The organism is Pseudomonas putida W15Oct28 (assembly GCF_000708715.2).
GTDB classification, from domain to species: Bacteria; Pseudomonadota; Gammaproteobacteria; order Pseudomonadales; family Pseudomonadaceae; genus Aquipseudomonas; species Aquipseudomonas putida_R.
This window is the reverse complement of sequence record NZ_JENB01000068.1, coordinates 1-22433: the sequence shown is the minus strand read 5'-3', so window position 1 is coordinate 22433 and position 22433 is coordinate 1. Positions and strand designations below refer to the sequence as shown.

The window sequence follows — 22433 nt, the reverse complement described above, 5'->3', positions numbered from 1 at the left end:
GCTGAACAGCCCAGTCTCTGAATTCAGAGTCATAACGCTTTTTCATTACCTTGCACCTTCGCCCCCTTGGAAGATTGAGTCAATCAATAGAGGCGACAGGTAGGCTGACACGGGGGGCGTTTGACAAAAAGTGACTCGCTGTAAGAGCGAAAAGGTGAGTAAGCGTCGCCATCGCAAACGGACTTTTCGCAACATCAAAACCGCCGCACACGCTTTTGCTTTTGACTGGCATGGGCCTTGAACACAGTGTAGACATTCGTTCGCGCAGGTGGCGCTTAGTCACCTTTCCGCCCTTCCGGCGGGTTACTTTGGTCTTGGCCAAAGTAACCAAAGCCGTCCGCTCCCATCATCCGGCCCCTGCGCTGCGCTCCGGGGTTCCCTCGCTCCGGGCTTGCTCCCGGGAGGACCGCGCTGCAGGCCCCATCCTGGGGCCCAGCGCTTGACGGGCATCCATGCCCGTCACCTCCCTTCGCAAGCCCTGCGCTCGGCCTCCTGAAGTCGCAATCTGTGTTGCCTGGACTACCGCGCGCTTAGAAGCAGAAGCCAAAGCCAAAGCCAAAGCCAAAGCAAGATCACAAACACTGGGTACCAGCATCGCGGCAGGCTCTGGAACGAACCACCCGCGCATGTCGCGGTCTGCATGTGCTAAGCCTATGCTTCATACCTTCGCAGGTGGGTTTTGCCCCCGCGCTTGTGTCATCATGCTCCGACCGCCGGTGAGTCCTCCTATAAGCCTTTCTATGAACAAACCATACGCATTGCTGCTTGCCTTCGCCCTGCTCCAGGGCTGCCAGAGCCTGGCCCCGCAAAAGGCCGAGCCTCCCGTCGCCGAAGCCGGCAAGGGCGAGGCGGATAAGCCCGTGGTGTATGGCTCGTTCAAGCAGGACACGCTGTATAGCCTGCTGGTCGCGGAGCTGGCCGGCCAACGCAACCGCTTCGACATCGCCCTGGCCAATTACACCGACCAGGCAGCAAAAACCCAGGACCCTGCGGTTTCCGAGCGCGCCTACCGCATTGCCGAATACCTCGGCGCCGACGAGCCGTCACTGGACAATGCCCTGGTCTGGGCCCGCAACGACCCGCAGAACCTCGACGCCCAGCGCGCCGCCGCCATCCAGCTGGCCCGCGCCGGCCGCTATGACGACTCCATGGCCTACATGGAAAAGGTGCTGCAGGGCCAGGGCGACACCCACTTCGACTTCCTCGCCCTGTCCGCCGCCGAAACCGACCAGAGCACCCGCGACGGCCTGCTGCAAAGCTTTGAGCGCCTGCTGGTGAAATACCCGGACAACGGCCAGCTGGTGTTCGGCAAGGCCCTGTTGCTGAACCAGGACGGCAAGGCCGAAGAGGCGCTGGAGCTGCTCGAATCGCACCCGGCGCACAACGGCGAAATTGCCCCGATCCTGCTGCGCGCCCGCCTGCTCCAGGCCCTGGACCGCGGCCCCGAGGCACTGCCCCTGCTGCGCGGCGCAATCCGCGACAACCCGGATGACAAGCGCCTGCGCCTGACCTACGCCCGCACCCTGGTCGAGCAGGACCGCATCGCCGACGCCAAGGGCGAGTTCCTCAGCCTGGTCCAGCAATACCCGGACGATGACGAACTGCGTTACTCCCTGGCCCTGGTGTGCCTGGAGAACAAAGACTGGGATGAAGCCGAAGGCTACCTGCAGGAACTGGTCGAGCGTGACAGCAACGTCGACGCCGCACACCTGAACCTGGGCCGCATTCGCGAGGAACGCCACGACCCCGCTGGCGCCCTGCGTGAGTACGCCCTGGTCGGCACCGGCCCCGACTACCTGCCGGCGCAGCTGCGCCAGGCCGACATCCTGATTGCCAACGGCCGCGGCACCGAGGCCTCGCGCCTGCTCGCCGAGGCCCGCGAAGCCCAGCCGGACTACGCCATCCAGCTGTTCCTGATCGAATCGGAAAGCTACAGCAACAACAACAAGGACGCCCAGGCAAGCCAGGTATTGCAGCAAGCCATCCAGCGCTACCCGGATGACCTCAACCTGCTGTACACCCGCGCCATGCTGGCCGAAAAGCGTGACGACCTGGTACAGCTGGAAAAGGATCTGCGCGCCATCATCGCCCGCGAACCGGAAAATGCCATGGCGCTGAACGCCCTGGGCTACACCCTGGCCGACCGTACCACTCGCTACAGCGAAGCCAAGACGCTGATCGACAAGGCCCACCAGCTGACGCCGGACGACCCGGCCGTACTCGACAGCCTGGGCTGGGTCAACTACCGCCTGGGCAACCTCGACGAGGCTGAAACCTACCTGCGCCAAGCCTTTGCCAACTTCCCCGACCACGAAGTGGCCGCCCACCTGGGCGAAGTGCTGTGGGCCAACGGCAAGCGCCGCGAAGCCCGCCAGGTATGGGCCAAGGGCTACGAAGCCCAGGCCGACAGCCCCATCCTGCGCAAGACCATCCTGCGCCTGACCGGATCCGAGACCCTTTAACGCCATGTTCCTGCGCCATTGCATCACCTTCACCCTGATCGCCCTGCTGGCCGGCTGTGCCGGCTTCGGTAGCCGCGAGGCCCTGCAAGGCCACGGCGACCCACAACAGTGGCGGGCCCATAAAGAGCAGCTGAGCAGCCTTGATGGCTGGCAGATCAACGGCAAGGTCGGGATCCGCGCCCCGCGCGACTCAGGCAGCGGCACGCTGTTCTGGCTGCAGCGCCAGGACTACTACGACATTCGCCTGGCTGGCCCGCTCGGCCGTGGTGCCGCACGCCTGACCGGCCGCCCCGGCGGCGTGGTGCTGGAAGTGGCCAACCAGGGTCGCTTCGAGGCCTCCAGCCCGGAAGCCCTGCTGGAAGAGCAGCTTGGCTGGCGGCTGCCGGTGTCGCACCTGGTCTGGTGGGTCCGCGGCCTGCCCGCCCCCGACAGCAAGAGCAAGCTGACCCTGGACGGCGACAGCCGCCTGGCCAGCCTTGACCAGGATGGCTGGCAGGTGCAGTACCTGAGCTACACCGAACAGAATGGCTACTGGTTGCCCGAGCGCCTGAAACTGCATGGCAAGGACCTGGACGTGACCCTGGTGGTCAAGGACTGGCAGCCACGCCAGCTGGGGCACTGATCACATGCAGAAAATCACCCTGCCCGCCCCGGCCAAGCTCAACCTGTGGCTGCATATCATCGGCCGCCGCGCGGATGGTTATCACGAGCTGGAAACCGTGTTCCAGTTTCTCGACCATGGCGACGAACTGAGTTTCGCCGTTCGTGACGATGGCGTGATCCGCCTGCACACCGAGATCGAGGCCGTACCGCACGACAGCAACCTGATCGTGCGTGCCGCGCGCAAGTTGCAGGAACAGTCCGGCAGCCCGTTGGGCGCCGACATCTGGCTGACCAAGGTGCTGCCCATGGGTGGCGGCATCGGCGGCGGCAGTTCGGACGCCGCTACCACCCTGCTGGCCCTCGCCCACCTGTGGCAACTGGACTGGGATGAAGACCGCCTGGCCGCACTGGGCCTGAGCCTGGGCGCCGATGTACCGGTCTTCGTGCGCGGCCATGCGGCGTTCGCCCAGGGCGTGGGCGAGCAACTGACCCCGGTCGACCCGGATGAGCCCTGGTATGTCGTGCTGGTGCCGCAAGTGTCTGTCAGCACAGTAGAAATTTTTTCACATCCACAGTTGACACGTGATTCCCTCCCCCTTAATATGCGCCCCGTTCCCGAGGGAAACAGTCGAAATGACTGCCAACCGGTGGTAGAGCAGAGTTATCCAGAAGTTCGCAATGCGTTGAATTCACTGGGTAAGTTCACTGAGGCTCGACTAACCGGCACTGGAAGTTGTGTGTTTGGGGCCTTCCCAAGCAAAGCCGAAGCTGATAAAGTTCTGGCCCTTCTTTCAGCGACCCAAACAGGGTTTGTGGCGAAAGGAAGCAATATTTCGATGTTGCATCGCAAGCTGCAAAGTCTGGTCAAGAAGTCGAGCGCATAAGCGTTCGCAGCAACAGATACAGGGGCGTCGCCAAGCGGTAAGGCAGCAGGTTTTGATCCTGCCATGCGTTGGTTCGAATCCAGCCGCCCCTGCCATTTTCCTATACTCATCCAGGTATACCCTCAGCCTTCAGGTACTGCGCGTGTCCAAGATGATGGTCTTTACGGGGAACGCTAACCCCGATCTGGCTCGGCGTGTCGTACGTCAGCTGCATATCCCTCTCGGTGACGTCTCTGTCGGTAAATTCTCCGACGGCGAGATCAGCACTGAGATCAATGAAAATGTTCGCGGTAAAGACGTTTTCATTATTCAGCCGACTTGTGCCCCGACCAACGATAACCTGATGGAACTGGTAGTGATGGCCGACGCCTTCCGCCGCTCCTCAGCATCCCGAATCACCGCCGTGATTCCTTACTTCGGATATGCCCGCCAGGACCGCCGTCCGCGTTCGGCACGTGTAGCCATCAGCGCCAAAGTTGTCGCTGACATGCTCACTGTCGTAGGTATCGACCGTGTTCTCACCGTCGACCTGCACGCTGACCAGATCCAAGGCTTCTTCGATATCCCCGTCGACAACATCTACGGCTCGCCCGTTCTTGTCGATGACATCGAAGACCAGCGTTTCGAGAACCTGATGATCGTCTCCCCGGACATTGGTGGTGTCGTGCGCGCACGCGCCGTTGCCAAGTCCCTGGGCGTCGACCTGGGTATCATCGACAAACGCCGCGAAAAGGCTAACCACTCCGAGGTTATGCACATCATCGGCGACGTCGAAGGGCGCACCTGCATCCTGGTAGACGACATGGTCGACACCGCCGGCACCCTGTGCCACGCGGCCAAAGCCCTGAAAGAGCACGGCGCTGCCAAGGTTTACGCCTACTGCACGCACCCTGTCCTGTCGGGCCGCGCGATCGAGAACATCGAGAAGTCGGTACTGGACGAGCTGGTGGTGACCAACACCGTTCCGCTGTCCGCCGCTGCTCAAGCCTGTGACCGTATCCGCCAGCTGGATATCGCACCGGTTGTCGCTGAGGCGGTCCGCCGCATCAGCAATGAAGAATCGATCAGTGCGATGTTCCGCTAAGCGGAACGCGTGTTGATGTGAAGCGCCCCGCCCCAGCATGTGTTGGGGCGGGGCTTTTTTGCCATCCCCGTTGGCGCTGGTCGCAAACGCTCTCGGGGGGCTATTTTGGAGAAACAAAATGACTGATTTTATTCTGAACGCCCAAGCGCGTACTGACCTGGGGAAAGGTGCGAGCCGCCGCCTGCGTCATGCGCTGAACATCCCGGCCGTTGTCTACGGTGGCGATAAAGAAGCTCAATCCCTGACCATCCTGGCCAAGGAAATCACCAAGCTGTTCGAAAACGAAGCTGCTTTCAGCCACGTTATCGAGCTGAATGTTGACGGTGTTAAGCAGAACGTCATCATCAAGGCCATGCAGCGTCACCCAGCCAAGCAGTTCATCATGCACGCCGACTTCGTTCGCGTTGTTGCTGGCCAGAAACTGACCGCTGTTGTTCCAGTGCACTTCATCAACGAAGAAGCACCGGTCAAGAAAGGCGGCGAGATCTCCCACGTTGTTGCCGAGATCGAAGTTTCCTGCGAAGCCAAAGACCTGCCTGAGTTCATCGAAGTTGACCTGGCCAACGCCGAAGTCGGCACCATCATCCACCTGTCGGACCTGAAAGCTCCGAAAGGCGTAGAGTTCGTAGCTCTGGCCCACGGTGATGACAAAGCTGTTGCCAACGTTCACGCTCCACGCGTTGCTCCAGAAGCAGAAGGCGCTGCCGAGTAATCCACTCGCACGCCGGCGTTGATCGGGTTACAGTGCCGCGCGCACTGTGACCCACCAACTCCAAGGAAGAGCCCCTGACGTGACCGCCATCCAGTTGATCGTTGGCCTGGGTAACCCCGGCCCCGAATACGAACAGACCCGGCATAACGCAGGGGCTCTTTTCGTTGAACGCATTGCCAGCGCCCAGCGTATTTCGCTCACCGCTGACAAAAAGTATTTCGGCCTGACGGCTAAATTCAGCCATCAGGGCAACGACGTTCGTTTGTTGATCCCCACCACCTACATGAACCGCAGCGGCCAGTCCGTGGCGGCCTTGGCGAATTTCTTCCGCATCAAGCCGGAAGCAATCCTGGTGGCACACGACGAACTCGACCTGCCTCCGGGCGTTGCCAAGCTCAAGCGCGGCGGCGGCCATGGTGGGCACAACGGCCTGCGCGACATCATCGCGCAGCTCGGCAACCAGAACGACTTCCACCGCCTGCGGCTTGGCATTGGCCACCCGGGCGACGCCAAACTGGTCTCCAACTTCGTCCTGGGCCGCGCGCCGCGCGCCGAGCAGGAGAAGCTCGACGCCAGCATCGATTTTGCCCTCGGCGTGCTGCCGGACGTGCTTGCCGGCGACTTTGCCAAGGCGATGCGCGAGCTGCACAGCCAGAAGGCCTGATTTCCTTTAGAGAGGGGAATACCCATGGGTTTCAATTGCGGCATCGTCGGCCTGCCCAACGTCGGCAAGTCCACCCTGTTCAACGCACTGACCAAGTCTGGCATCGCGGCGGAGAACTTCCCTTTCTGCACCATCGAGCCAAACAGCGGCATCGTGCCGATGCCCGACGCTCGTCTGGCTGCGCTGGCTGAAATCGTCAAGCCAAACCGCATCCTGCCGACCACCATGGAATTCGTCGACATCGCCGGCCTGGTTGCCGGTGCATCGAAAGGCGAAGGCCTGGGCAACAAGTTCCTCGCCAACATCCGCGAGACCGACGCCATTGCCCACGTGGTGCGCTGCTTCGAAGACGAGAACGTGATTCACGTTTCCAACAGCGTCGACCCCAAGCGTGACATCGAGATCATCGACCTCGAACTGATCTTCGCCGACCTCGACAGCTGCGAGAAGCAACTGCAGAAGGTTACCCGCAACGCCAAAGGCGGCGACAAGGAAGCCTTGGCGCAAAAGGCCATTCTGGAAAAGCTGATCCCGCACTTCACCGAAGGCAAGCCTGCGCGCAGCCTGATGAAGAACATGGCTGACGACGAAAAAGCCGTCATCCGTGGCTTCCACCTGCTGACCAGCAAGCCGGTGATGTACATCGCCAACGTCGCCGAAGACGGCTTCGACAACAACCCGCACCTGGACGTGGTCAAGGCCATTGCCGAGGAAGAAGGCGCGGTGGTTGTGCCGGTGTGCAACAAGATCGAAGCAGAAATCGCCGAGCTGGACGACGGCGAAGAGAAGGACATGTTCCTTGAGGCCCTGGGCCTGGAAGAGCCTGGCCTGAACCGCGTGATCCGCGCCGGTTACGAGCTGCTGAACCTGCAGACCTACTTCACTGCCGGTGTGCAGGAAGTGCGTGCCTGGACCGTTCGCATTGGTGCCACCGCACCGCAAGCGGCCGGGGTTATCCACACCGACTTCGAAAAAGGCTTCATCCGCGCTGAAGTGGTGGCCTATGACGACTTCATCCAGTTCAAGGGTGAAAGCGGTGCCAAGGAAGCCGGTAAATGGCGCCTGGAAGGCAAGGACTACATCGTCAAAGACGGCGACGTGATGCACTTCCGCTTCAACGTCTGATGTAGCCGACTCAACACGAAAAAGCCGCGCAATAGCGCGGCTTTTTCGTTTCTGTTACATCACGCTGGATTCTTCGCGGGCATGCCCGCTCCCACAGGGACAGCGCAGGTTTCAGGCTTGATGCAGTACCTGTGGGAGCGGGCGTGCCCGCGAACACCGGCGAAGCCGGTGCCATCCCCTGCGTTTGGCTCTTCGCGAGCATGCGCGCTCCCACCGGGACCGCGCAGGCTTCAGGCTAATGCAGTACCTGTGGGAGCGGCCTTGTGTCGCGATGGGCCGCAAAGCGGCCCCCGATGTCAGCATCTAAGCTGTGATGGAGCACCCTCCTCCCCCAGAGCCCGCACCATGCCCGAACCACCTCGCGTCGACTGGCAACGCTGGCTGCCCGGCCTGGTCACCCTGCTCCACTACCAACGCGCCTGGCTAGCCAAGGACATCGCCGCCGGCCTGGTGCTGACAACCATGCTGGTACCGGTGGGCATTGCCTACGCCGAAGCGTCCGGGGTACCGGGTATCTACGGTCTGTACGCCACCATCATCCCGTTGCTGGCCTATGCCCTGTTCGGCCCTAGCCGCATCCTCGTGCTGGGCCCGGACTCGGCACTGGCCGCGCCGATCCTGGCGGTGGTGGTGCAGTACGCCGCCAGCGACCCACAGCGGGCAATCGCCATCGCCAGCCTGATGGCGCTGGTGGCCGGGGCGTTCTGTGTGATTGCCGGGCTGCTGCGCCTGGGCTTCATCACCGAGTTGCTGTCCAAGCCGATCCGCTATGGCTACATGAACGGCATCGCCCTCACGGTGTTGATCAGCCAGCTGCCCAAACTGTTCGGCCTGTCCGTGGACAGCCAAGGCCCGCTGCGGGATATCTGGAACCTGATCCAGGCCTTGCTCGCCGGCCAGGGTCATTGGCCAAGCTTCATGGTCGGTGGCGCCAGTTTGGCGCTGATCCTGCTGTTCAAGCCATTCAAGCGCGTGCCAGGCATCCTCATTGCCGTGGTGCTGGCCACGCTGGCGGTGAGCCTGCTGGGGCTCGATCAGCAAGGCGTGAAAGTGCTCGGAAGGTTGCCGCAAGGGCTGCCCAGCTTCGCCTTGCCCTGGGTCAGCGATATCGACCTGGTGGAGGTGCTGCTTGGCGGCATCGCGGTGGCGCTGGTGTCGTTCGCCGATACCAGTGTGCTGTCACGTTCCTACGCTGCACGCCTGAAAATGCCGGTTAACCCGAACCAGGAAATGTTTGGCCTGGGCGTAGCCAACCTCGCCTCGGGGCTGTTTCAGGGCATCCCCATCAGCAGCAGCTCGTCGCGCACACCGGTGGCCGAAGCTGCCGGTTCGCAAACCCAGCTCACCGGCATTATCGGTGCGCTGGCGGTGACCCTGTTGCTGCTGGTGGCGCCCAACCTGATGCAGCACCTGCCCAACAGCGCCCTGGCGGCTGTGGTGATTGCCGCGGCACTGGGGCTGTTCGAGTTCGCCGACCTCAAACGTATATTCCGCATGCAGCAGTGGGAGTTCTGGCTGTCGTTCACCTGCTTCGTCGGCGTGGCGGTGTTTGGCGCCATTCCCGGTATCTGCATTGCGGTGGCAATAGCGGTGATCGAGTTTCTGTGGGACGGCTGGCGGCCACACCATGCAGTGCTGGGCCGGGTGGATGGCACCCGGGGGTACCACGATGTGCAGCGTTATCCACAGGCACGACGCATTCCGGGGCTGGTGTTGCTGCGTTGGGACGCGCCGCTGTTCTTTGCCAATGCCGAGCAGTTCCAGAGCACAGTGATGGCGGCCGTGGACGAGTCGCCGACGCCGGTGCAGCGGCTGCTGATAGCGGCGGAACCGGTGACCAGTATCGACATCACCTCGGCTGACATGCTGGCCGAGCTGGACCGGGCACTGGAGGCACGCGGGGTGGAATTGCAGTTTGCCGAGATGAAGGACCCGGTGAAGGACAAGATGCGGCGGTTCGGGTTGTTTCAGCATATGGGGGAGAAGGCCTTTCACCCCACGGTGGGTGCTGCTGTGGATGCCTATCTGGAAGAGAGTGGGGTTGATTGGCAGCCCTGAATTTCCTGTGCCGGCCTCTTCGCGGGTAAACCCGCTCCCACAAGGTACCGCACAGTCCTGTAGAAGCGGGCTTGCCCGCGAAGAGGCCGGTACAGGAATCTAAGCAGATCGAACCCGGCGCCCATCAATCCAGATCAACATGGCACTGGCATACACCGAAACCGCCAGAAACAAGGCCATGCGCACCGCAAAGGCCTTGTACACATCCTGCCCACCCGCACTGTCCTGCACCGACTGCCCCAGCAAAATCAGCAGGGTCGTCAGGCAACTGACCCAGTACGCCGGGCTGTGCCGGTTCGGCACGGCCTGATACAGCCGCCGCGCCTGCCACAGGACAAACAGCACCACCCAGAGGAAGAACATCCACAGGTGCACGAACAGGCCCAACGCGCCCCACATCAGTATCGCCAGCAAGCCGGCGAGCAAGGTCGAGCCGATCAACTCCCGGCTGGCATGCCGCGCGCGAGTTTCGCCGGCCTGCTGCCCCAGGCTTACCGCCTTCATGATCAGCGGCATGTACTGGTCCGGGGCAATCAACGCCAGCAGAAACGCCGGCATCACGATCAGCGTGGCGCGCAATGCCACCCAGCTGACATGCTCGCGGCCCAGCAGCGGTGGTACCGGTTGCGCCGGTGCTCCAGCAGGCTCGGGAAACAGCACATGCGCCAGCGCCGTGCCCAGCACTGCCAGCAGCATGCCTTTGGCCAGCGCTTCGACCACCGACAGCGCCAAGGTGAAGTCGCTGGTGCCGGCGGCGGCGATCATGGTCAGGCCGACCACCAGCAAGTTGGCCAGCAGGCCGTTGCCGCCCTTGAGGGCGTAGCGCAGGGTGAGGAAAACGCCTACGCCCACCAGCAACACCCCGCTCACCGGGGCGTAGCGCAACAGCGGAATCAGCAACAGCCCGCTGCCACAGGCGAGCAGTACCAGCACCGCCAGGGCCGGCGCCGCTCGCAGGGGCAGTGGCTGGCTGCGCATGGCCAGCAACAGCACGGCGAACACCGGCGCCAGGATCGGCACCGGCAAGCCGATTCCAAAACTCACCGCCAGGCACAGCGCCACACCCCAGGCCAGGCGCAGGGCGCGCAGGCGGCGCAACTCAATAGGCATAGGACAACCAGCTCATCAACCACATGAACAGCCGGCCCAGCAGGTTCAGCGGGTTGCCTTCGCTGGGCAGCGCCATGACCTCGGCCTGCCCGCCTACCCGCAGCCCGCGCTTGTCCTGCAACTGATCACGCTCCAATTCGACAATCACCGGAAAGCGCTGGGCCGAACGCAGCCACTCGCGGCTGTTCTGCACGGTGGGCAATGTGCCCGGCGGGGTGCTCTGGCCCACGCTAACGCCGTAGCCGATGCTGCGAATACGCCCCTTCAACACGGTGCCGGGCAGCGCATCAAGCACCACCAGCACCGGAGTATCCGGGCGCAGGCGGCCGAGGTTGTTCTCGGTCATGTCGGCACTTATCCACACGTCATGGATAGTGATCAGGGTCATCATCGGGCTGCCAGCCCCGACATAGTGGCCAACGTCGGTACGCAAATCGGTGATCAGCCCATTGGCGTCGGCGCGCACCAGGGTACGGGCAAGGTCCAGGCGGGCCTTCTCGACATTGGCTGCGGCACTGCGCAACTGGGCGTTGTCATCTTGCGCCCCGCCCTGCTGCTCACGGGCGCGCTCCACTTCGGCACGGGCCGCCGCCACCTGGCTGATGGCCTGGTCGCGGGTAGCCTGGGCGCCTTCCAGGCGGCGCACCGATACCGTGCCCGGGTCCTCATCGATCAGGCGCTTGAGCCGCTCGGCGTCCTGCCGCGCCTTGCGCTCGTTGGCCTGGGCCGCCACCAGTGCCGCCTGGGCCGAATCGATGCCGGCGGTGTGGGCGCCGATCTGCCGGCGTACCGTGTCCAGGTCGGCTTCGGCACGGGCCAGGGCAATGCGGTACTGCTCCTGGTCCAGCTCGAACAGCACATCGCCCTGGCGCACTTCCTGGTTGTTGCCCACCGCCACGCGCCTGACCTGCCCGGCGACCTCGGCGCTCACCGGTACCACGTAGGCCTGCAGGCGCGCCTGCTGGGTGTAAGGCGTGAAGCGGTCGGCCAGCAGGTACCAGAGCAGGCTCACGGCGATCAGCAGCAGTACCCAGCGCATGCCACGATCAGGGGCTGTCGGGGGCGTGGCGTCGCTCATTGGCTTTCACCTTTTGCATGTGCGGTGGGGGCTGGCGGGTCGAGCAAGTCGCCCCAGTCGGTGCGTTGTTGCATCTGCTGGCGGGTGGCCGGGTCGATCGGTGCGCGGCTGGCGTCCCAGCCACCGCCCAAGGCCTTGTACAAGGTCACCAGGCTGCTTACGGCGTTGCCGCGGCTGACCAGGTAGCCGTCCTGTTGTTGCAACAACAATTGCTGGGCATCGAGTACGCGCTGGAAGTCGGCGAAGCCTTCACGGTACTGCGAGCTGGCCAGGTTCAGCGAGCGTTGCGCAGCCAGGGAGGCCTGGTCGCGGATGGCTGCACTCTGCAGCGAACGCACCAGCCCACTGGCCGCATCGTCGGCCTCGCGGGCGGCTTCGCGCACGCCCTGGTGGTACAGCTCGATCAGTTGCTGCAAGCGGGCATCCTCTATGCGCACGGCGTTCTTGCGACGGCCATAGTCGAACGGGTTCCAGATCAGGCTGGGCCCGGCAGCGATATCGAAGGTATTGGGCAGGTGACTGGCCGATAAAAAGGTCCAGCCGATGCTGCCCAGCAGGCTCAGCTGTGGATAAAGATCAGCTTCGGCCACGCCGACCAACGCCGACTGCGCCGCCACCGCCTGCTCGGCAGCGCGGATATCCGGGCGGCGCTGCAGCAGGCTGGCAGGTACGCCCTGCAGCACTGCGCGGTCTGGCAACGGCAGCTGGCCATGGCCGGCCTCCAGCTGCGGTAGCGGCCCGGGCGGGCGGCCCAGCAATGAGCACAACACATTGCGCAGGGCGTTGAGCTGGTTCTCGAATTCGGGGATGGTGGCCAGGGTCGCCAGGTATTGAGTGCGCGCTTGCTGCCAGTCGAGCTCGTCATTTTCGCCATGGCGGAACAACCGCTCGGTGATCTCCAGGCTGCGCGCCTGGCGCTTGCCGTTCTCTTGCGCGATAGCCAGCCGCGCCTCGGCAGTTCGCAGGGCAAAGTAGGTGTCGGCCACTTGTGCACGCAGCAGCAGCATGGCGTCGGCATAGTTGGCCTGAGAGGCGAAGTACACGGCATCGGCGCTTTCGATGGCGCGACTGAAGCGGCCCCAGAAGTCGATTTCCCAGCCGATGTCGAACCCGACACTGGACTGCCAGAACACCGAGTCGCGCGCAGTGGCCGTGCCGGATTGGTTCTGCTTCAAGTACAGGCTCTGCGCACTCAGCTGCTGCAACTGTGGATAACGCCCGGTCTGCACGATCGCCAACTGGGCGCGGGCTTCAGCAATGCGCAGGCCAGCCACGCGCAGGTTGGTGTTGTTGGCGTCGGCCTCGGCAATCAGCGCATCCAGCATCGGGTCGGCAAACACCGCCCACCACTGGCGCAGGTCGGGTGTTGCGGCGCTACGCCCTGCCTGCTCCAGCAATGGCGTGCTCCAACCGTCCAGCCACGGGTCCCGGGGCTTTTCGAAGTCCGGGCCGACCTGGGTGCAGCCGGCCAGCACCATCAGCAGGCCGAGGCCACAGCAGCGGTTGGGCATGGCTCAGGCAGCAGGTGGTGCCGGTTGCTCCGGCACCTGCAGCGCAACCCATTGCCAGAACAACACGTAGGTTACGCCAAGGATCACCGGGCCGATGAACAAGCCGATGATGCCTTTGACCACCATGCCGCCCAGTGCCCCGATCAGCACCACCGGCATCGGTACGTCCACCCCACGCCCCAGCAGCAGCGGCTTGAGCACGTTGTCGGCCAGCCCGGCGACAAAGGTGTAGATGGCGAAGATGATGGTCGCCACAGTGAAGCCTTCGACGTTGAACACGTAGATGATCACCGGCACCGTGACCAGGGTGGCGGGTGCCTGGGCAATCCCCAGCATGAGGATGACGATGGCCAGCATGCCGGCCCCGGGCACCCCTTTGACCACAAAACCGACGCCGATCAGCAGCATCTGGATGAAGGCGATGCCGATCACGCCCTGCGCCACCGCGCGAATGGTGGCGGTGCACAACTTGGCCATGGGTTTGCCGCGCTCTTCGCCCGATACCCGCATGGCGATCCGCTGCGCGGCGACTTCGCCACGGTCACCGAAGGCCATGATGACTCCGGAAATGATGATCGCACCGATGAACAGAAAAAAGGCCGCACCGGCACTGGCCGCAGCGCCTAACACCGTAAGCCCGGCGCCCTTGATTTGCGGCATCCACTGATTCAGTACGCTGGCCATGTTTTCGGAGGCCGCCAACCATAGCGCATGCACCTTCGGCCCGATCAGTGGCCAGGCGGCCACAGACTCAGGCGGCGTCGGCACGCTCCAGGCCCCGCTCTTGAGCAACGTCACCAGGCTGTCCACCGACTCGCCGATGGACATTACCACCAGGTAGATCGGCACCAGCAGCACCACCAGTACCAGTAGCACCACCAGCGTCGCCGCATAGCCATGCTTGAGCCCGGTACGGCGCTGAAGGCGGCAATGCAGCGGGTACAAGGTAACCGCCAGGATCACCGCCCACAGCATCAGCTCAAGGAACGGCTGGAACACCTGGAAGGCGAAGATCACCAGGCCGGCCACCAGACCCGCCTTGATCAACACATCGAGCAGGCCCCGCGACAGCGCACTGTCCAGCTTGATACCCGGTTGCATGCTGCACCTCCGAACGTTCTGTTCGCCGTGTGTCTCGATTCAGTGCTCCGTTTCCGGGGTTACCTGCGCGGGCGGTACGTCACGCAGCCGTCGCGCCAGGGCCATCATCACCAACGGCACCACGGCCATCGACAGGGTGATGGCCAGTACCAGCAGGTCATGCACCTGTGCTGACAACACCTGATGGTCCCGCGCCAGCTTGAACACCACGAAGGCAAACTCGCCCCCAGAGGCCAGCACCACGCCCAGGCACAGCGCCTGGGACGTATTCAGGCCACCGGCCATGCGCCCCAGGCCATACAGCAACGGCAGCTTGATACCCACCAGCAGCAGCGTCAGCCCCAACACCGCCAGCGGCATGCTCAACAGCAGGTGCAGGTCGGCGCTCATCCCCACGCCCACGAAGAACAGCCCCAGCAGCAAGCCTTTGATCGGTTCGATCTGGGTTTCCAGCTCGTGGCGAAACGGCGACTCGGCCATCAGCACGCCGGCCAGGAATGCGCCCAGTGCCATCGACACACCCACATGCTCCATGACCCAGGCGGTGCCCAGCACCACCAGCAAGGCAGTGGCGGTGGACAGCTCGGGCAGGCCCGAACCCACCGTCCACTTGAACACCGGCGTCAGCAGGTAGCGGCCGAAGATGATCAGCACCCCAATGCCAGCCGCCACGGCCAGCAATGGCCAGGCCCCTTCATCGGCCGTACTGACATTGCCGCCCAGCAACGGCACCACGGCAATCAGCGGGATCGCGGCAATGTCCTGGAACAACAGGATGGCCACAGCCAGGCGGCCGTGGGGCTTGCCCAGGTCCTTGCGCTCGGCCAGCACCTGCAGGCCAAACGCGGTGGAAGACAGCGCCAGGCCCACGCCCAGCACGATGGCGGCCGGCCGCGACTGGTCGAACAGCCAATAGGCCAGCAGCCCGAGCACCACGGCGCTCAGCCCCACTTGCAGCGTACCCACGCCGAACAGCGCCCGACGCATGGTCCACAAGCGCCGGGGCGAGAGCTCCAGGCCAATGACGAACAGCAGCATCACCACGCCCATCTCTGACAGACGCGCCACGTTATCGGGGTTGTTCAGCAGGCCGAGCACCGAGGGGCCGATGAGCATGCCGGCCAGCAGATACCCAGGCACAGCGCCCATCCGCAAACGCTGCGCCAGTGGCACCAGAAGCACCACGGCCAGCAGGAACACCACCGTCGCCTGCAACAGGCTGCCGTCATGTGGCATGAGCTCTTACCCTCGCAGCTCCCCGCAGGGAGGGGTTCAGAAGCGTTCTTCTACGACCTTGAACGGGTAGGCCACAGCCTTGTACTTGCCGATCTTGCCGCGTTTAGGCAGCTTCACCACCTGGTCGCGGGTAATGTCTTTGTAGGGAATACGGCTGAGCATATGGCTGATGATATTCAGCCGGGCGCGGCGCTTATCGTTGGAATGGGCCATGAACCACGGCGCCCAGGAGGTATCCGACGCGGCGAACATGTCGTCACGCGCCTGGGTGTAGTCATCCCAGCGGGTATACGACTTGAGGTCCATGGGCGAAAGCTTCCACAGCTTGCGGCCATCGTTGATGCGATCCTGCAGGCGACGGGTCTGCTCGTCGGCGCTGACCTCGAGCCAGTACTTGATGAGGATGATCCCCGACTCGACCATGACCTTTTCGAACACGGGCACACCGGTGAGGAACTTGTCGACGAGTTCGCTGGAGCAAAAGCCCATTACCCGCTCGACGCCCGCACGGTTGTACCAGCTGCGATCGAAGATCACCACTTCGCCCGCTGCGGGCAAATGCCCCAGGTAGCGCTGCAGGTACATCTGGGTTTTTTCACGCTCGGTCGGTGCCGGCAGCGCCACCACGCGAAACACCCGCGGGCTGACGCGCTCGGTAATGGCCTTGATGGTGCCGCCCTTGCCGGCGCCATCGCGGCCCTCGAAGACGATGCATACCTTCAGGCCCTTGGCCACCACCCACTCCTGCAATTTCACCAACTCCACATGCAGGTGCTTGAGCGCTTTTTCGTAAGCCTTGCCGCCCAGTTTTTCTGGCTGGTCCTGGGTTGGCTTCTTCCTGGACGGCTTCGACATGACACTCTCCCGAGGCGAATGAAGAGTCAGTATGGTCGATTCATGACGGATTGCCGCGTCGCTTGCCAATTCCGCGCGGCCCCCTGAAAAACGCTACTTGGCCAGCTTGTTGTAGCTGGTCATCAGGTTGCGGTAATCCGGGATATGGTTGGAGAACAGCGTTCCCAAACCTTCGATGTCATTACGCCAGTCGCGGTGCAGCTCACACGCCACCCCGAACCAGGTCATCAGTTGCGCCCCGGCAGCCTCCATGCGCCGCCAGGCCGAATCACGGGTCAGTTCGTTGAAGGTGCCGGAGGCGTCGGTGACGACGAACACCTCAAAGCCCTCCTCCAGCGCCGACAACGCCGGGAAGGCCACGCACACCTCAGTCACCACACCAGCGATCAGCAGCTGCTTCTTGCCAGTGGCTTTTACCGCTTTGACGAAGTCTTCGTTGTCCCAGGCGTTGATGTTGCCGGGGCGTGCAATGTAGGGGGCGTCAGGGAACTGCTCTTTCAGTTCCGGCACCAGCGGGCCGTTGGGGCCGGTCTCGAAGCTGGTGGTGAGGATGGTCGGCAGCTTGAAGTACTTGGCCAGGTCGGACAGGGCCAGCACATTGTTCTTGAAGCGGTCGGGGTCGATGTCCCTTACCAGCGAGAGCAGGCCGGTCTGGTGGTCGACCAGCAGCACGGCGACGTTGTTCTTGTCCAGACGCTTGTATTGGAAGGTCACGGTGGATCTCCTTGCTTCAGCGGGTTGGGTGTATCAGCGTAGGCAAGGATAGTGGCGTGGGAGGGCCGTCGGTCGGGTCAGGTTTCGCACAATGCCTGAGCGTGCGCGGTCCTTTGCGGGGGCAACTTTCTTGGTCAAACTCTGAAAGTTTGCGCGATCACTGTGGGAGCGGGCTTGCCCGCGAACACGGGCGAAGCCCGTGCCATCCACCGCGTCGCCTGCTTCGCGGGCATGCCCGCTCCCACAAAAAATCAGGCCCGCGCTCAAGAGTCAGTACTCCCGGCGTTTGCGAAATGCCCAGCGCCCCACCAGCACGGTGAAGGTCGCCACCAACGCCACCAGTACCCAGAAACCATGGGGGTTTTCCGCCAGGGGCACGCCGCCGACGTTCATGCCGAAGAAGCCGGCGATGATGTTGATGGGCAGCGCCAGCACCGTTACCACGGTCAGGGTGAACAGGGTGCGGTTGGTCTGCTCGTTGACCTTGGCGGCGATTTCTTCCTGCAGCAGCTTGATCCGTTCGCCCAGGGCGGTGAGGTCGCTGATGACCAGGGTGAACTCTTCGGTGGCCGCGCGCAGCTGGCGTATGTCCTGTTCCTGCAACCACTCGGGCGGCCGGTTGAGCAGCCGCAGCAATGCCCCCGGCTCCAACGCCAGCAGGCGCTGCAAGCGCACCAGCACCCGGCGCATGCTGCCCAGTTCGGCACGGTTGTCGCTCAGGCGCTGGGACAACAACTGGTCTTCGATACGGTCGACGCTGGTGGTGGTTTCGCGCACGATCTGGGTCAGCACATCGCCCTGGTCGCGCAGCAGGTGCACCAGCAGCTCGATTGACGAGTGGAAGCGCTCGCCATGCTTGACCGACGAGCGCAGCTTGTCCACCGAATGCAACGGCTGCAAACGTGCGCTCACCAGCAACTGGCTGCTGGCACAAGCCCACAGCGTGGAGATATCCGACGACACCAGGCCAAAGTTGAACACCACGTCGTTGACCACTGCCAGCAGCGCCGAGTCGGCGTGCTCGATGCGGGTCGAGCGCGAGCCTTCGCGCAGGGTTTCAAAATAGGCCTCGGGCAACTGCAGGTGGGTACGCAACCAGCGTTCGCAGGCCGCGTGGGCCAGGTTCAGGTGCACCCAAAGAAACTCGCCAGGCTCCAGCGGCTGGCCGAGCTTGTGCAACAACTGCGCAGAATCGATTTCACGCCCTGGCTGGCCGGGGCGAAAAGCAAAGGCGTAGAGCAAGCCGAACAGGTCGTGGTCCTGTGGCAGGTGCAGCGCGGGATGGCCCATTCGAACTCGCAATGAGGCACGGGGAGATGGCAGAAATGTTGCTGAAAAAACGTTGCAGCCAGATGACAGCAGCCTTCGCCATCACGGCTGACGCGATTCCTGTAGGAGCGGCCTTGTGTCGCGATCGGGCCGCACAGCGGCCCCGGGATTTCAGCTTCACTGCAGAAATTGCTGGGGCCGCCCTGCGGCCCGATCGCGACACAAGGCCGCTCCTACAGAATCCGTACAAACCCGGGAGCTTGCTGATAACCACGGATACCGGGTCACTGTCATCACTTCACAAATTCCTGAACTGATTATTTGCCTTCAGCGATTTGTCGCCTCGCCAACCCCCACCAGAATCGCTTCACCATAATCACAAAAACCGTGAGGCCACTCCCGTGGACCAGACACTTCAGGTGCGCCAAGCCGCCGCCGACCTCGTTGCCGCGTTCGCCAGCAACGACACCGCCCGCTATTTCGCCTGCTTCAGCGAAGACGCCACGTTCCTTTTCCACACCTTGCCGCAACCGCTGCTGTCGCGCCGTGCCTACGAAGACCTCTGGGCCCAGTGGCAGGCCGAAGGTTTTGCCGTGCTTGCCTGCGAGTCGGGCAATGCCCACGTCAGCCTGCAAGGTGATGTGGCGATCTTCACGCACGATGTGGCCACGCATATCCGCATCGCCGGCGAAGAACACCCGTTGAGCGAGCGCGAGACCATCGTATTCCGCCGCCAGGGTGACCAGTGGCTGGCCTGCCACGAGCACCTGTCGGTCGTCTCCCCGGCCTGATCACTTTTTTACGCGGCCCTGCCGCCCTGCCATCGCACCCACAAGAAGGCCCGCGCACTGCGCAGGCCCACAACAACCGCGCTGGAGCATCACCATGAGCCACTCGACCGGTATCGAGACCAACGGCGTCGAACAGATCCCCGACGATCAACGCGACGCCTCCCCGCTGGACCTGTTTCGCCTGATTTTCGGCGGTGCCAATACCTTCGCCACCGCCGTGCTGGGCAGCTTCCCCGTGCTGTTCGGGCTGTCGTTCCAGGCGGGCGTATGGGCAATTCTGCTTGGCGTTGGCGTGGGCGCGCTGATTCTTGCGCCGATGGGGCTGTTCGGTGCACTCAATGGCACCAACAACGCCGTGTCGTCAGGTGCGCACTTTGGCGTGCACGGGCGTATCGTCGGCTCGTTCCTGTCGCTGCTCACAGCGGTGGCGTTCTTCTCGCTGTCGGTGTGGAGCTCGGGCGATGCCCTGGTCGGCGGCGCCAAGCGCCTGGCCGGCCTGCCGGAAACCGACCTCACCCTGGGCCTGGCCTACGGCCTGTTCGCGGTGCTGGTACTGGTGGTGTGCATCTTCGGCTTCCGCTTCATGCTGTGGGTCAACAAGATTGCCGTGTGGGCTTCGAGCCTGCTGTTCCTGCTGGGCATCGTCGCCTTTGCCGGGCCGTTCGACGCCGGCTACGCGGGTAGCGTCAACCACGGCCAGGCGGGCTTCTGGGCGGCGTTCGTCGGCGCTGCGATCCTGGCCATGAGCAACCCGGTGTCGTTCGGCGCTTTCCTGGGCGACTGGTCGCGCTACATCCCGCGTGCGACACCCAAGGCGCGCATCATGCTGGCGGTGATTGCCGCCCAGGGTGCAACGCTGATTCCATTCCTGTTCGGCCTGTGCACCGCCACCTTGGTAGCGACCCAGGCACCGGACTACATCGCCGCCAACAACTATGTGGGTGGCCTGCTGGCGGTGGCGCCAAGCTGGTTCTTCCTGCCGGTGTGCCTGATTGCGGTGATCGGTGGCATGTCCACCGGCACCACTGCGCTGTATGGCACGGGGCTGGACATGTCCAGCGTGTTTCCGCGCCTGCTCAGCCGCGCCGGCGCCACGCTGCTGATCGGTGTGCTGGCGATCGGCTTCATCTTCGTCGGCCGTTTCACCTTCAACCTGGTGCAGAGCGTGTCGACCTTTGCGGTGCTCATCATCACCTGCACCAGCCCGTGGATGGTGATCATGATCCTCGGCCTTATCACCCGCCGCGGTTTCTACCACGCCGATGACCTGCAGGTATTCACCCGCGGCCAGCGTGGCGGCCATTACTGGTTCCTGCATGGCTGGAACTGGCGCGGCATGGGGGCGTGGCTCCCCAGCGCGGCGGTCGGCCTGTGCTTCGTCAACCTGCCGGGGCAGTTCGTCGGCCCGCTGGGCGACCTGGCTGGCGGCATCGACCTGAGCCTGCCGGTCACCCTGGGGCTGGCCGGCGTGTTGTACCTGGTACTGCTCAACCTGTTCCCTGAACCTGCTGGCGTGTATGGCCCCCGGGGCCCGCGTTGGGTGCGTTGCAAAAGCACCGCGCACACGCCTGTGACAACTGCCGAAATGGCCTGACTGGAAACCGACCATGACCAATTCCCACTACATCGCCGGCCGCTGGGTCGAAGGCCAAGGCAGCGACTGCATCAGCGTCAACGACCCTGCGCTAGGGCAACCGTTTGCCGAACTGATGGCTGCCAGCGTGGCCCAGGTCGACCAGGCCGTGGTCGCAGCGCGCAGCGCCCTGCCCACCTGGAAAACCACCAGCGCCAGCGAACGCGCTGCCTACCTGCGCGGCTTTGCCGAACAGCTCGGGCAACGCCGCGAAGCGTTGATCACGCTGCAGATGCGCAACAACGGCAAGCCGCGCCACGAAGCCGAGATCGACCTGGACGACGCCATCGCCACCTTCGGCTACTACGCCGAGCTGGCCGAGCAACTGCCTGCGAAGAATCGCGACGTACCGCTGGCCGCCCCAGGCTTCACTGCGCGTACTCGCCTGGAGCCGGTGGGCGTGGTCGGCCTGATCGTGCCGTGGAACTTCCCGCTGGTGACCAGCGCCTGGAAGCTTGCCCCGGCCCTGGCTGCCGGCTGCACCGTGGTGCTCAAGCCGTCGGAGGTCACCCCGCTGATCGAGCAGGCCTACGGCCAGATCGCCGACGCCCTGGGCCTCCCGGCCGGGGTGCTGAACATCGTCAACGGCAAGGCCGAGACCGGCGCCGCGCTGAGCAACCACAACGGCCTGGACAAACTGTCGTTCACCGGCAGCAACAGCGTCGGCAGCCAGGTAATGCGCAGCGCGTCGGCACAGTGCCGGCCGGTGACGCTGGAGCTGGGCGGCAAGTCGGCCATCGTGGTGTTCGATGATTGCGATGTCGACCAGGCCGTGGAGTGGATTGTCGCCGGCATCAGCTGGAACGCCGGACAGATGTGCTCAGCCACTTCGCGGCTGCTGGTGCAGGACGGTATTGCCGATGCGCTGCTGCCACGCTTGCAGGCGGCACTGGAAAACCTGCGGGTTGGCAATCCGTTGACCGAAGAGGTCGACATGGGCCCACTAACCAGCCAGGCCCAATGGCTGAAGGTGGCCAGCTACTTCGCCACCGCGCGGGAAGAAGGCTTGCAGTGCCTGGCCGGTGGCAAGGCGTTGGACCGCGACGGCTGGTTCGTCATCCCGACGCTGTATACCGATGTGCCGAAACACAGCCGCCTGTGGACCGAGGAAATCTTTGGCCCGGTGCTGTGCGCACGCCGGTTTGCCAGTGAGGAACAGGCGATTGCCGAGGCCAACGACAGCCGCTTCGGGCTGGTCGCGACAGTGTGCTCTGCCGACCTCGACCGCGCCGAGCGCGTTGCCGACGCGCTGGAGGTTGGCCATGTGTGGATCAACTCGGTGCAGGCGGTGTTCGTCGAAACCTCGTGGGGCGGCACCAAAGGCAGCGGCATCGGCCGCGAGCTGGGGCCTTGGGGGTTGTCGGCCTACCAATCGGTCAAGCATGTGACGCGGTGCCTCGGCTGATACCGCAAGGGGCCGCGCAGGCTTCGGGCTTAATGCAGTACCTGTGGGAGCGGGCGTGTCGAGGCGTCGAACCGCCGCGAACACCGGCGAAGCCGGTGCCATCCACCGCGCTGGGTTCTTCGCGGGCATGCCCGCTCC

General features: G+C 63.7%; 19 protein-coding genes and 1 tRNA gene. 12 read left to right on the top strand and 8 right to left on the bottom strand.

Going from position 1 to position 22433, the window contains the following annotated elements:
• Positions 1-740: 740 nt before the first annotated feature.
• The 9 genes from AK81_RS26420 (at position 741) to AK81_RS26380 (ending at position 9592) form a co-directional block, all read left to right on the top strand.
• On the top strand, positions 741-2462 hold the full coding sequence (locus AK81_RS26420; protein ID WP_043204085.1) for a tetratricopeptide repeat protein: 1722 nt from the start codon (positions 741-743) through the stop codon (positions 2460-2462).
• 4 nt (positions 2463-2466) lie between these two features.
• A complete protein-coding gene (gene lolB / locus AK81_RS26415) occupies positions 2467-3084 on the top strand; it encodes a lipoprotein insertase outer membrane protein LolB (protein ID WP_043204084.1) in 618 nt (205 codons plus the stop codon).
• A 4-nt stretch (positions 3085-3088) separates the two neighbouring features.
• The gene (gene ispE, locus AK81_RS26410; protein ID WP_043204083.1) at positions 3089-3949 is read left to right on the top strand and encodes a 4-(cytidine 5'-diphospho)-2-C-methyl-D-erythritol kinase; all 861 of its coding nucleotides are present in this window, start codon (positions 3089-3091) and stop codon (positions 3947-3949) included.
• Positions 3950-3969: 20 nt separating this feature from the next.
• Positions 3970-4044, top strand: a tRNA-Gln gene (locus tag AK81_RS26405).
• A gap of 47 nt (positions 4045-4091) precedes the next feature.
• The gene (locus AK81_RS26400; RefSeq protein WP_003247410.1) at positions 4092-5033 is read left to right on the top strand and encodes a ribose-phosphate pyrophosphokinase; all 942 of its coding nucleotides are present in this window, start codon (positions 4092-4094) and stop codon (positions 5031-5033) included.
• A gap of 118 nt (positions 5034-5151) precedes the next feature.
• Positions 5152-5745 carry a 50S ribosomal protein L25/general stress protein Ctc gene (locus AK81_RS26395; protein ID WP_043204082.1) on the top strand — a complete coding sequence of 198 codons (594 nt, stop codon included), beginning with the start codon at positions 5152-5154 and terminating at the stop codon, positions 5743-5745.
• Positions 5746-5824: 79 nt separating this feature from the next.
• Positions 5825-6409, top strand: coding sequence for an aminoacyl-tRNA hydrolase (gene pth / locus AK81_RS26390; protein WP_016501511.1), 585 nt, complete (start codon positions 5825-5827; stop codon positions 6407-6409).
• Between the two features lie 24 nt (positions 6410-6433).
• Positions 6434-7534 (top strand): redox-regulated ATPase YchF, encoded by a 1101-nt coding sequence (ychF, locus tag AK81_RS26385; RefSeq protein WP_043204081.1) that lies wholly within the window; start codon positions 6434-6436, stop codon positions 7532-7534.
• Positions 7535-7879: 345 nt separating this feature from the next.
• On the top strand, positions 7880-9592 hold the full coding sequence (locus tag AK81_RS26380) for a SulP family inorganic anion transporter (protein ID WP_043204080.1): 1713 nt from the start codon (positions 7880-7882) through the stop codon (positions 9590-9592).
• A gap of 99 nt (positions 9593-9691) precedes the next feature.
• On the opposite strand, the gene AK81_RS26375 is transcribed toward AK81_RS26380, so the two are convergent.
• The 8 genes from AK81_RS26375 to AK81_RS26340 form a co-directional block, all read right to left on the bottom strand.
• The gene (locus AK81_RS26375; protein WP_043204079.1) at positions 9692-10702 is read right to left on the bottom strand and encodes a DUF2955 domain-containing protein; all 1011 of its coding nucleotides are present in this window, start codon (positions 10700-10702) and stop codon (positions 9692-9694) included.
• The gene (locus tag AK81_RS26370) at positions 10692-11780 is read right to left on the bottom strand and encodes an HlyD family secretion protein (protein ID WP_043204076.1); all 1089 of its coding nucleotides are present in this window, start codon (positions 11778-11780) and stop codon (positions 10692-10694) included. The genes AK81_RS26375 and AK81_RS26370 overlap by 11 nt, the downstream gene beginning before the upstream one ends.
• Entirely contained in the window at positions 11777-13291 is a 1515-nt protein-coding gene (locus tag AK81_RS26365) for an efflux transporter outer membrane subunit (RefSeq protein WP_043204073.1), read from the bottom strand. Before AK81_RS26365 ends, AK81_RS26370 begins: the two co-directional genes overlap by 4 nt.
• 3 nt (positions 13292-13294) lie before the next feature.
• Entirely contained in the window at positions 13295-14392 is a 1098-nt protein-coding gene (locus tag AK81_RS26360) for an AI-2E family transporter (protein WP_043204070.1), read from the bottom strand.
• Positions 14393-14431: 39 nt separating this feature from the next.
• On the bottom strand, positions 14432-15628 hold the full coding sequence (locus AK81_RS26355; protein WP_043204067.1) for a monovalent cation:proton antiporter-2 (CPA2) family protein: 1197 nt from the start codon (positions 15626-15628) through the stop codon (positions 14432-14434).
• Positions 15629-15664: 36 nt separating this feature from the next.
• A complete protein-coding gene (ppk2, locus tag AK81_RS26350; RefSeq protein ID WP_043204065.1) occupies positions 15665-16483 on the bottom strand; it encodes a polyphosphate kinase 2 in 819 nt (272 codons plus the stop codon).
• A gap of 93 nt (positions 16484-16576) precedes the next feature.
• The gene (ycaC, locus tag AK81_RS26345) at positions 16577-17197 is read right to left on the bottom strand and encodes an isochorismate family cysteine hydrolase YcaC (protein ID WP_043204063.1); all 621 of its coding nucleotides are present in this window, start codon (positions 17195-17197) and stop codon (positions 16577-16579) included.
• 270 nt (positions 17198-17467) lie between these two features.
• Complete coding sequence (locus AK81_RS26340) at positions 17468-18487, bottom strand: transporter (protein WP_043204061.1); 1020 nt, start codon at positions 18485-18487, stop codon at positions 17468-17470.
• A 380-nt stretch (positions 18488-18867) separates the two neighbouring features.
• On the opposite strand from AK81_RS26340, the gene AK81_RS26330 reads away from it, so the two are divergent.
• The 3 genes from AK81_RS26330 (at position 18868) to AK81_RS26320 (ending at position 22295) form a co-directional block, all read left to right on the top strand.
• The gene (locus AK81_RS26330; RefSeq protein ID WP_043204058.1) at positions 18868-19257 is read left to right on the top strand and encodes a YybH family protein; all 390 of its coding nucleotides are present in this window, start codon (positions 18868-18870) and stop codon (positions 19255-19257) included.
• Between the two features lie 94 nt (positions 19258-19351).
• Positions 19352-20851, top strand: a complete 1500-nt coding sequence (locus AK81_RS26325; protein WP_043204055.1) for a purine-cytosine permease family protein — start codon at positions 19352-19354, stop codon at positions 20849-20851.
• A 13-nt stretch (positions 20852-20864) separates the two neighbouring features.
• Complete coding sequence (locus tag AK81_RS26320; RefSeq protein ID WP_043204052.1) at positions 20865-22295, top strand: aldehyde dehydrogenase family protein; 1431 nt, start codon at positions 20865-20867, stop codon at positions 22293-22295.
• The last annotated feature ends 138 nt before the right edge of the window (positions 22296-22433 follow it).

Coding starts and splice junctions, on each gene's coding strand:
- AK81_RS26370 (WP_043204076.1), bottom strand. CDS start 11,780: ATGAGCGACGCCACGCCCCCGACAGCCCCTGATCGTGGCATGCGCTGG.
- AK81_RS26365 (WP_043204073.1), bottom strand. CDS start 13,291: ATGCCCAACCGCTGCTGTGGCCTCGGCCTGCTGATGGTGCTGGCCGGC.
- AK81_RS26375 (WP_043204079.1), bottom strand. CDS start 10,702: ATGCCTATTGAGTTGCGCCGCCTGCGCGCCCTGCGCCTGGCCTGGGGT.
- AK81_RS26340 (WP_043204061.1), bottom strand. CDS start 18,487: ATGGGCCATCCCGCGCTGCACCTGCCACAGGACCACGACCTGTTCGGC.
- AK81_RS26380 (WP_043204080.1), top strand. CDS start 7,880: ATGCCCGAACCACCTCGCGTCGACTGGCAACGCTGGCTGCCCGGCCTG.
- ispE (WP_043204083.1), top strand. CDS start 3,089: ATGCAGAAAATCACCCTGCCCGCCCCGGCCAAGCTCAACCTGTGGCTG.
- AK81_RS26395 (WP_043204082.1), top strand. CDS start 5,152: ATGACTGATTTTATTCTGAACGCCCAAGCGCGTACTGACCTGGGGAAA.
- AK81_RS26320 (WP_043204052.1), top strand. CDS start 20,865: ATGACCAATTCCCACTACATCGCCGGCCGCTGGGTCGAAGGCCAAGGC.
- lolB (WP_043204084.1), top strand. CDS start 2,467: ATGTTCCTGCGCCATTGCATCACCTTCACCCTGATCGCCCTGCTGGCC.
- AK81_RS26420 (WP_043204085.1), top strand. CDS start 741: ATGAACAAACCATACGCATTGCTGCTTGCCTTCGCCCTGCTCCAGGGC.
- AK81_RS26360 (WP_043204070.1), bottom strand. CDS start 14,392: ATGCAACCGGGTATCAAGCTGGACAGTGCGCTGTCGCGGGGCCTGCTC.
- AK81_RS26325 (WP_043204055.1), top strand. CDS start 19,352: ATGAGCCACTCGACCGGTATCGAGACCAACGGCGTCGAACAGATCCCC.
- ppk2 (WP_043204065.1), bottom strand. CDS start 16,483: ATGTCGAAGCCGTCCAGGAAGAAGCCAACCCAGGACCAGCCAGAAAAA.
- AK81_RS26355 (WP_043204067.1), bottom strand. CDS start 15,628: ATGCCACATGACGGCAGCCTGTTGCAGGCGACGGTGGTGTTCCTGCTG.
- ychF (WP_043204081.1), top strand. CDS start 6,434: ATGGGTTTCAATTGCGGCATCGTCGGCCTGCCCAACGTCGGCAAGTCC.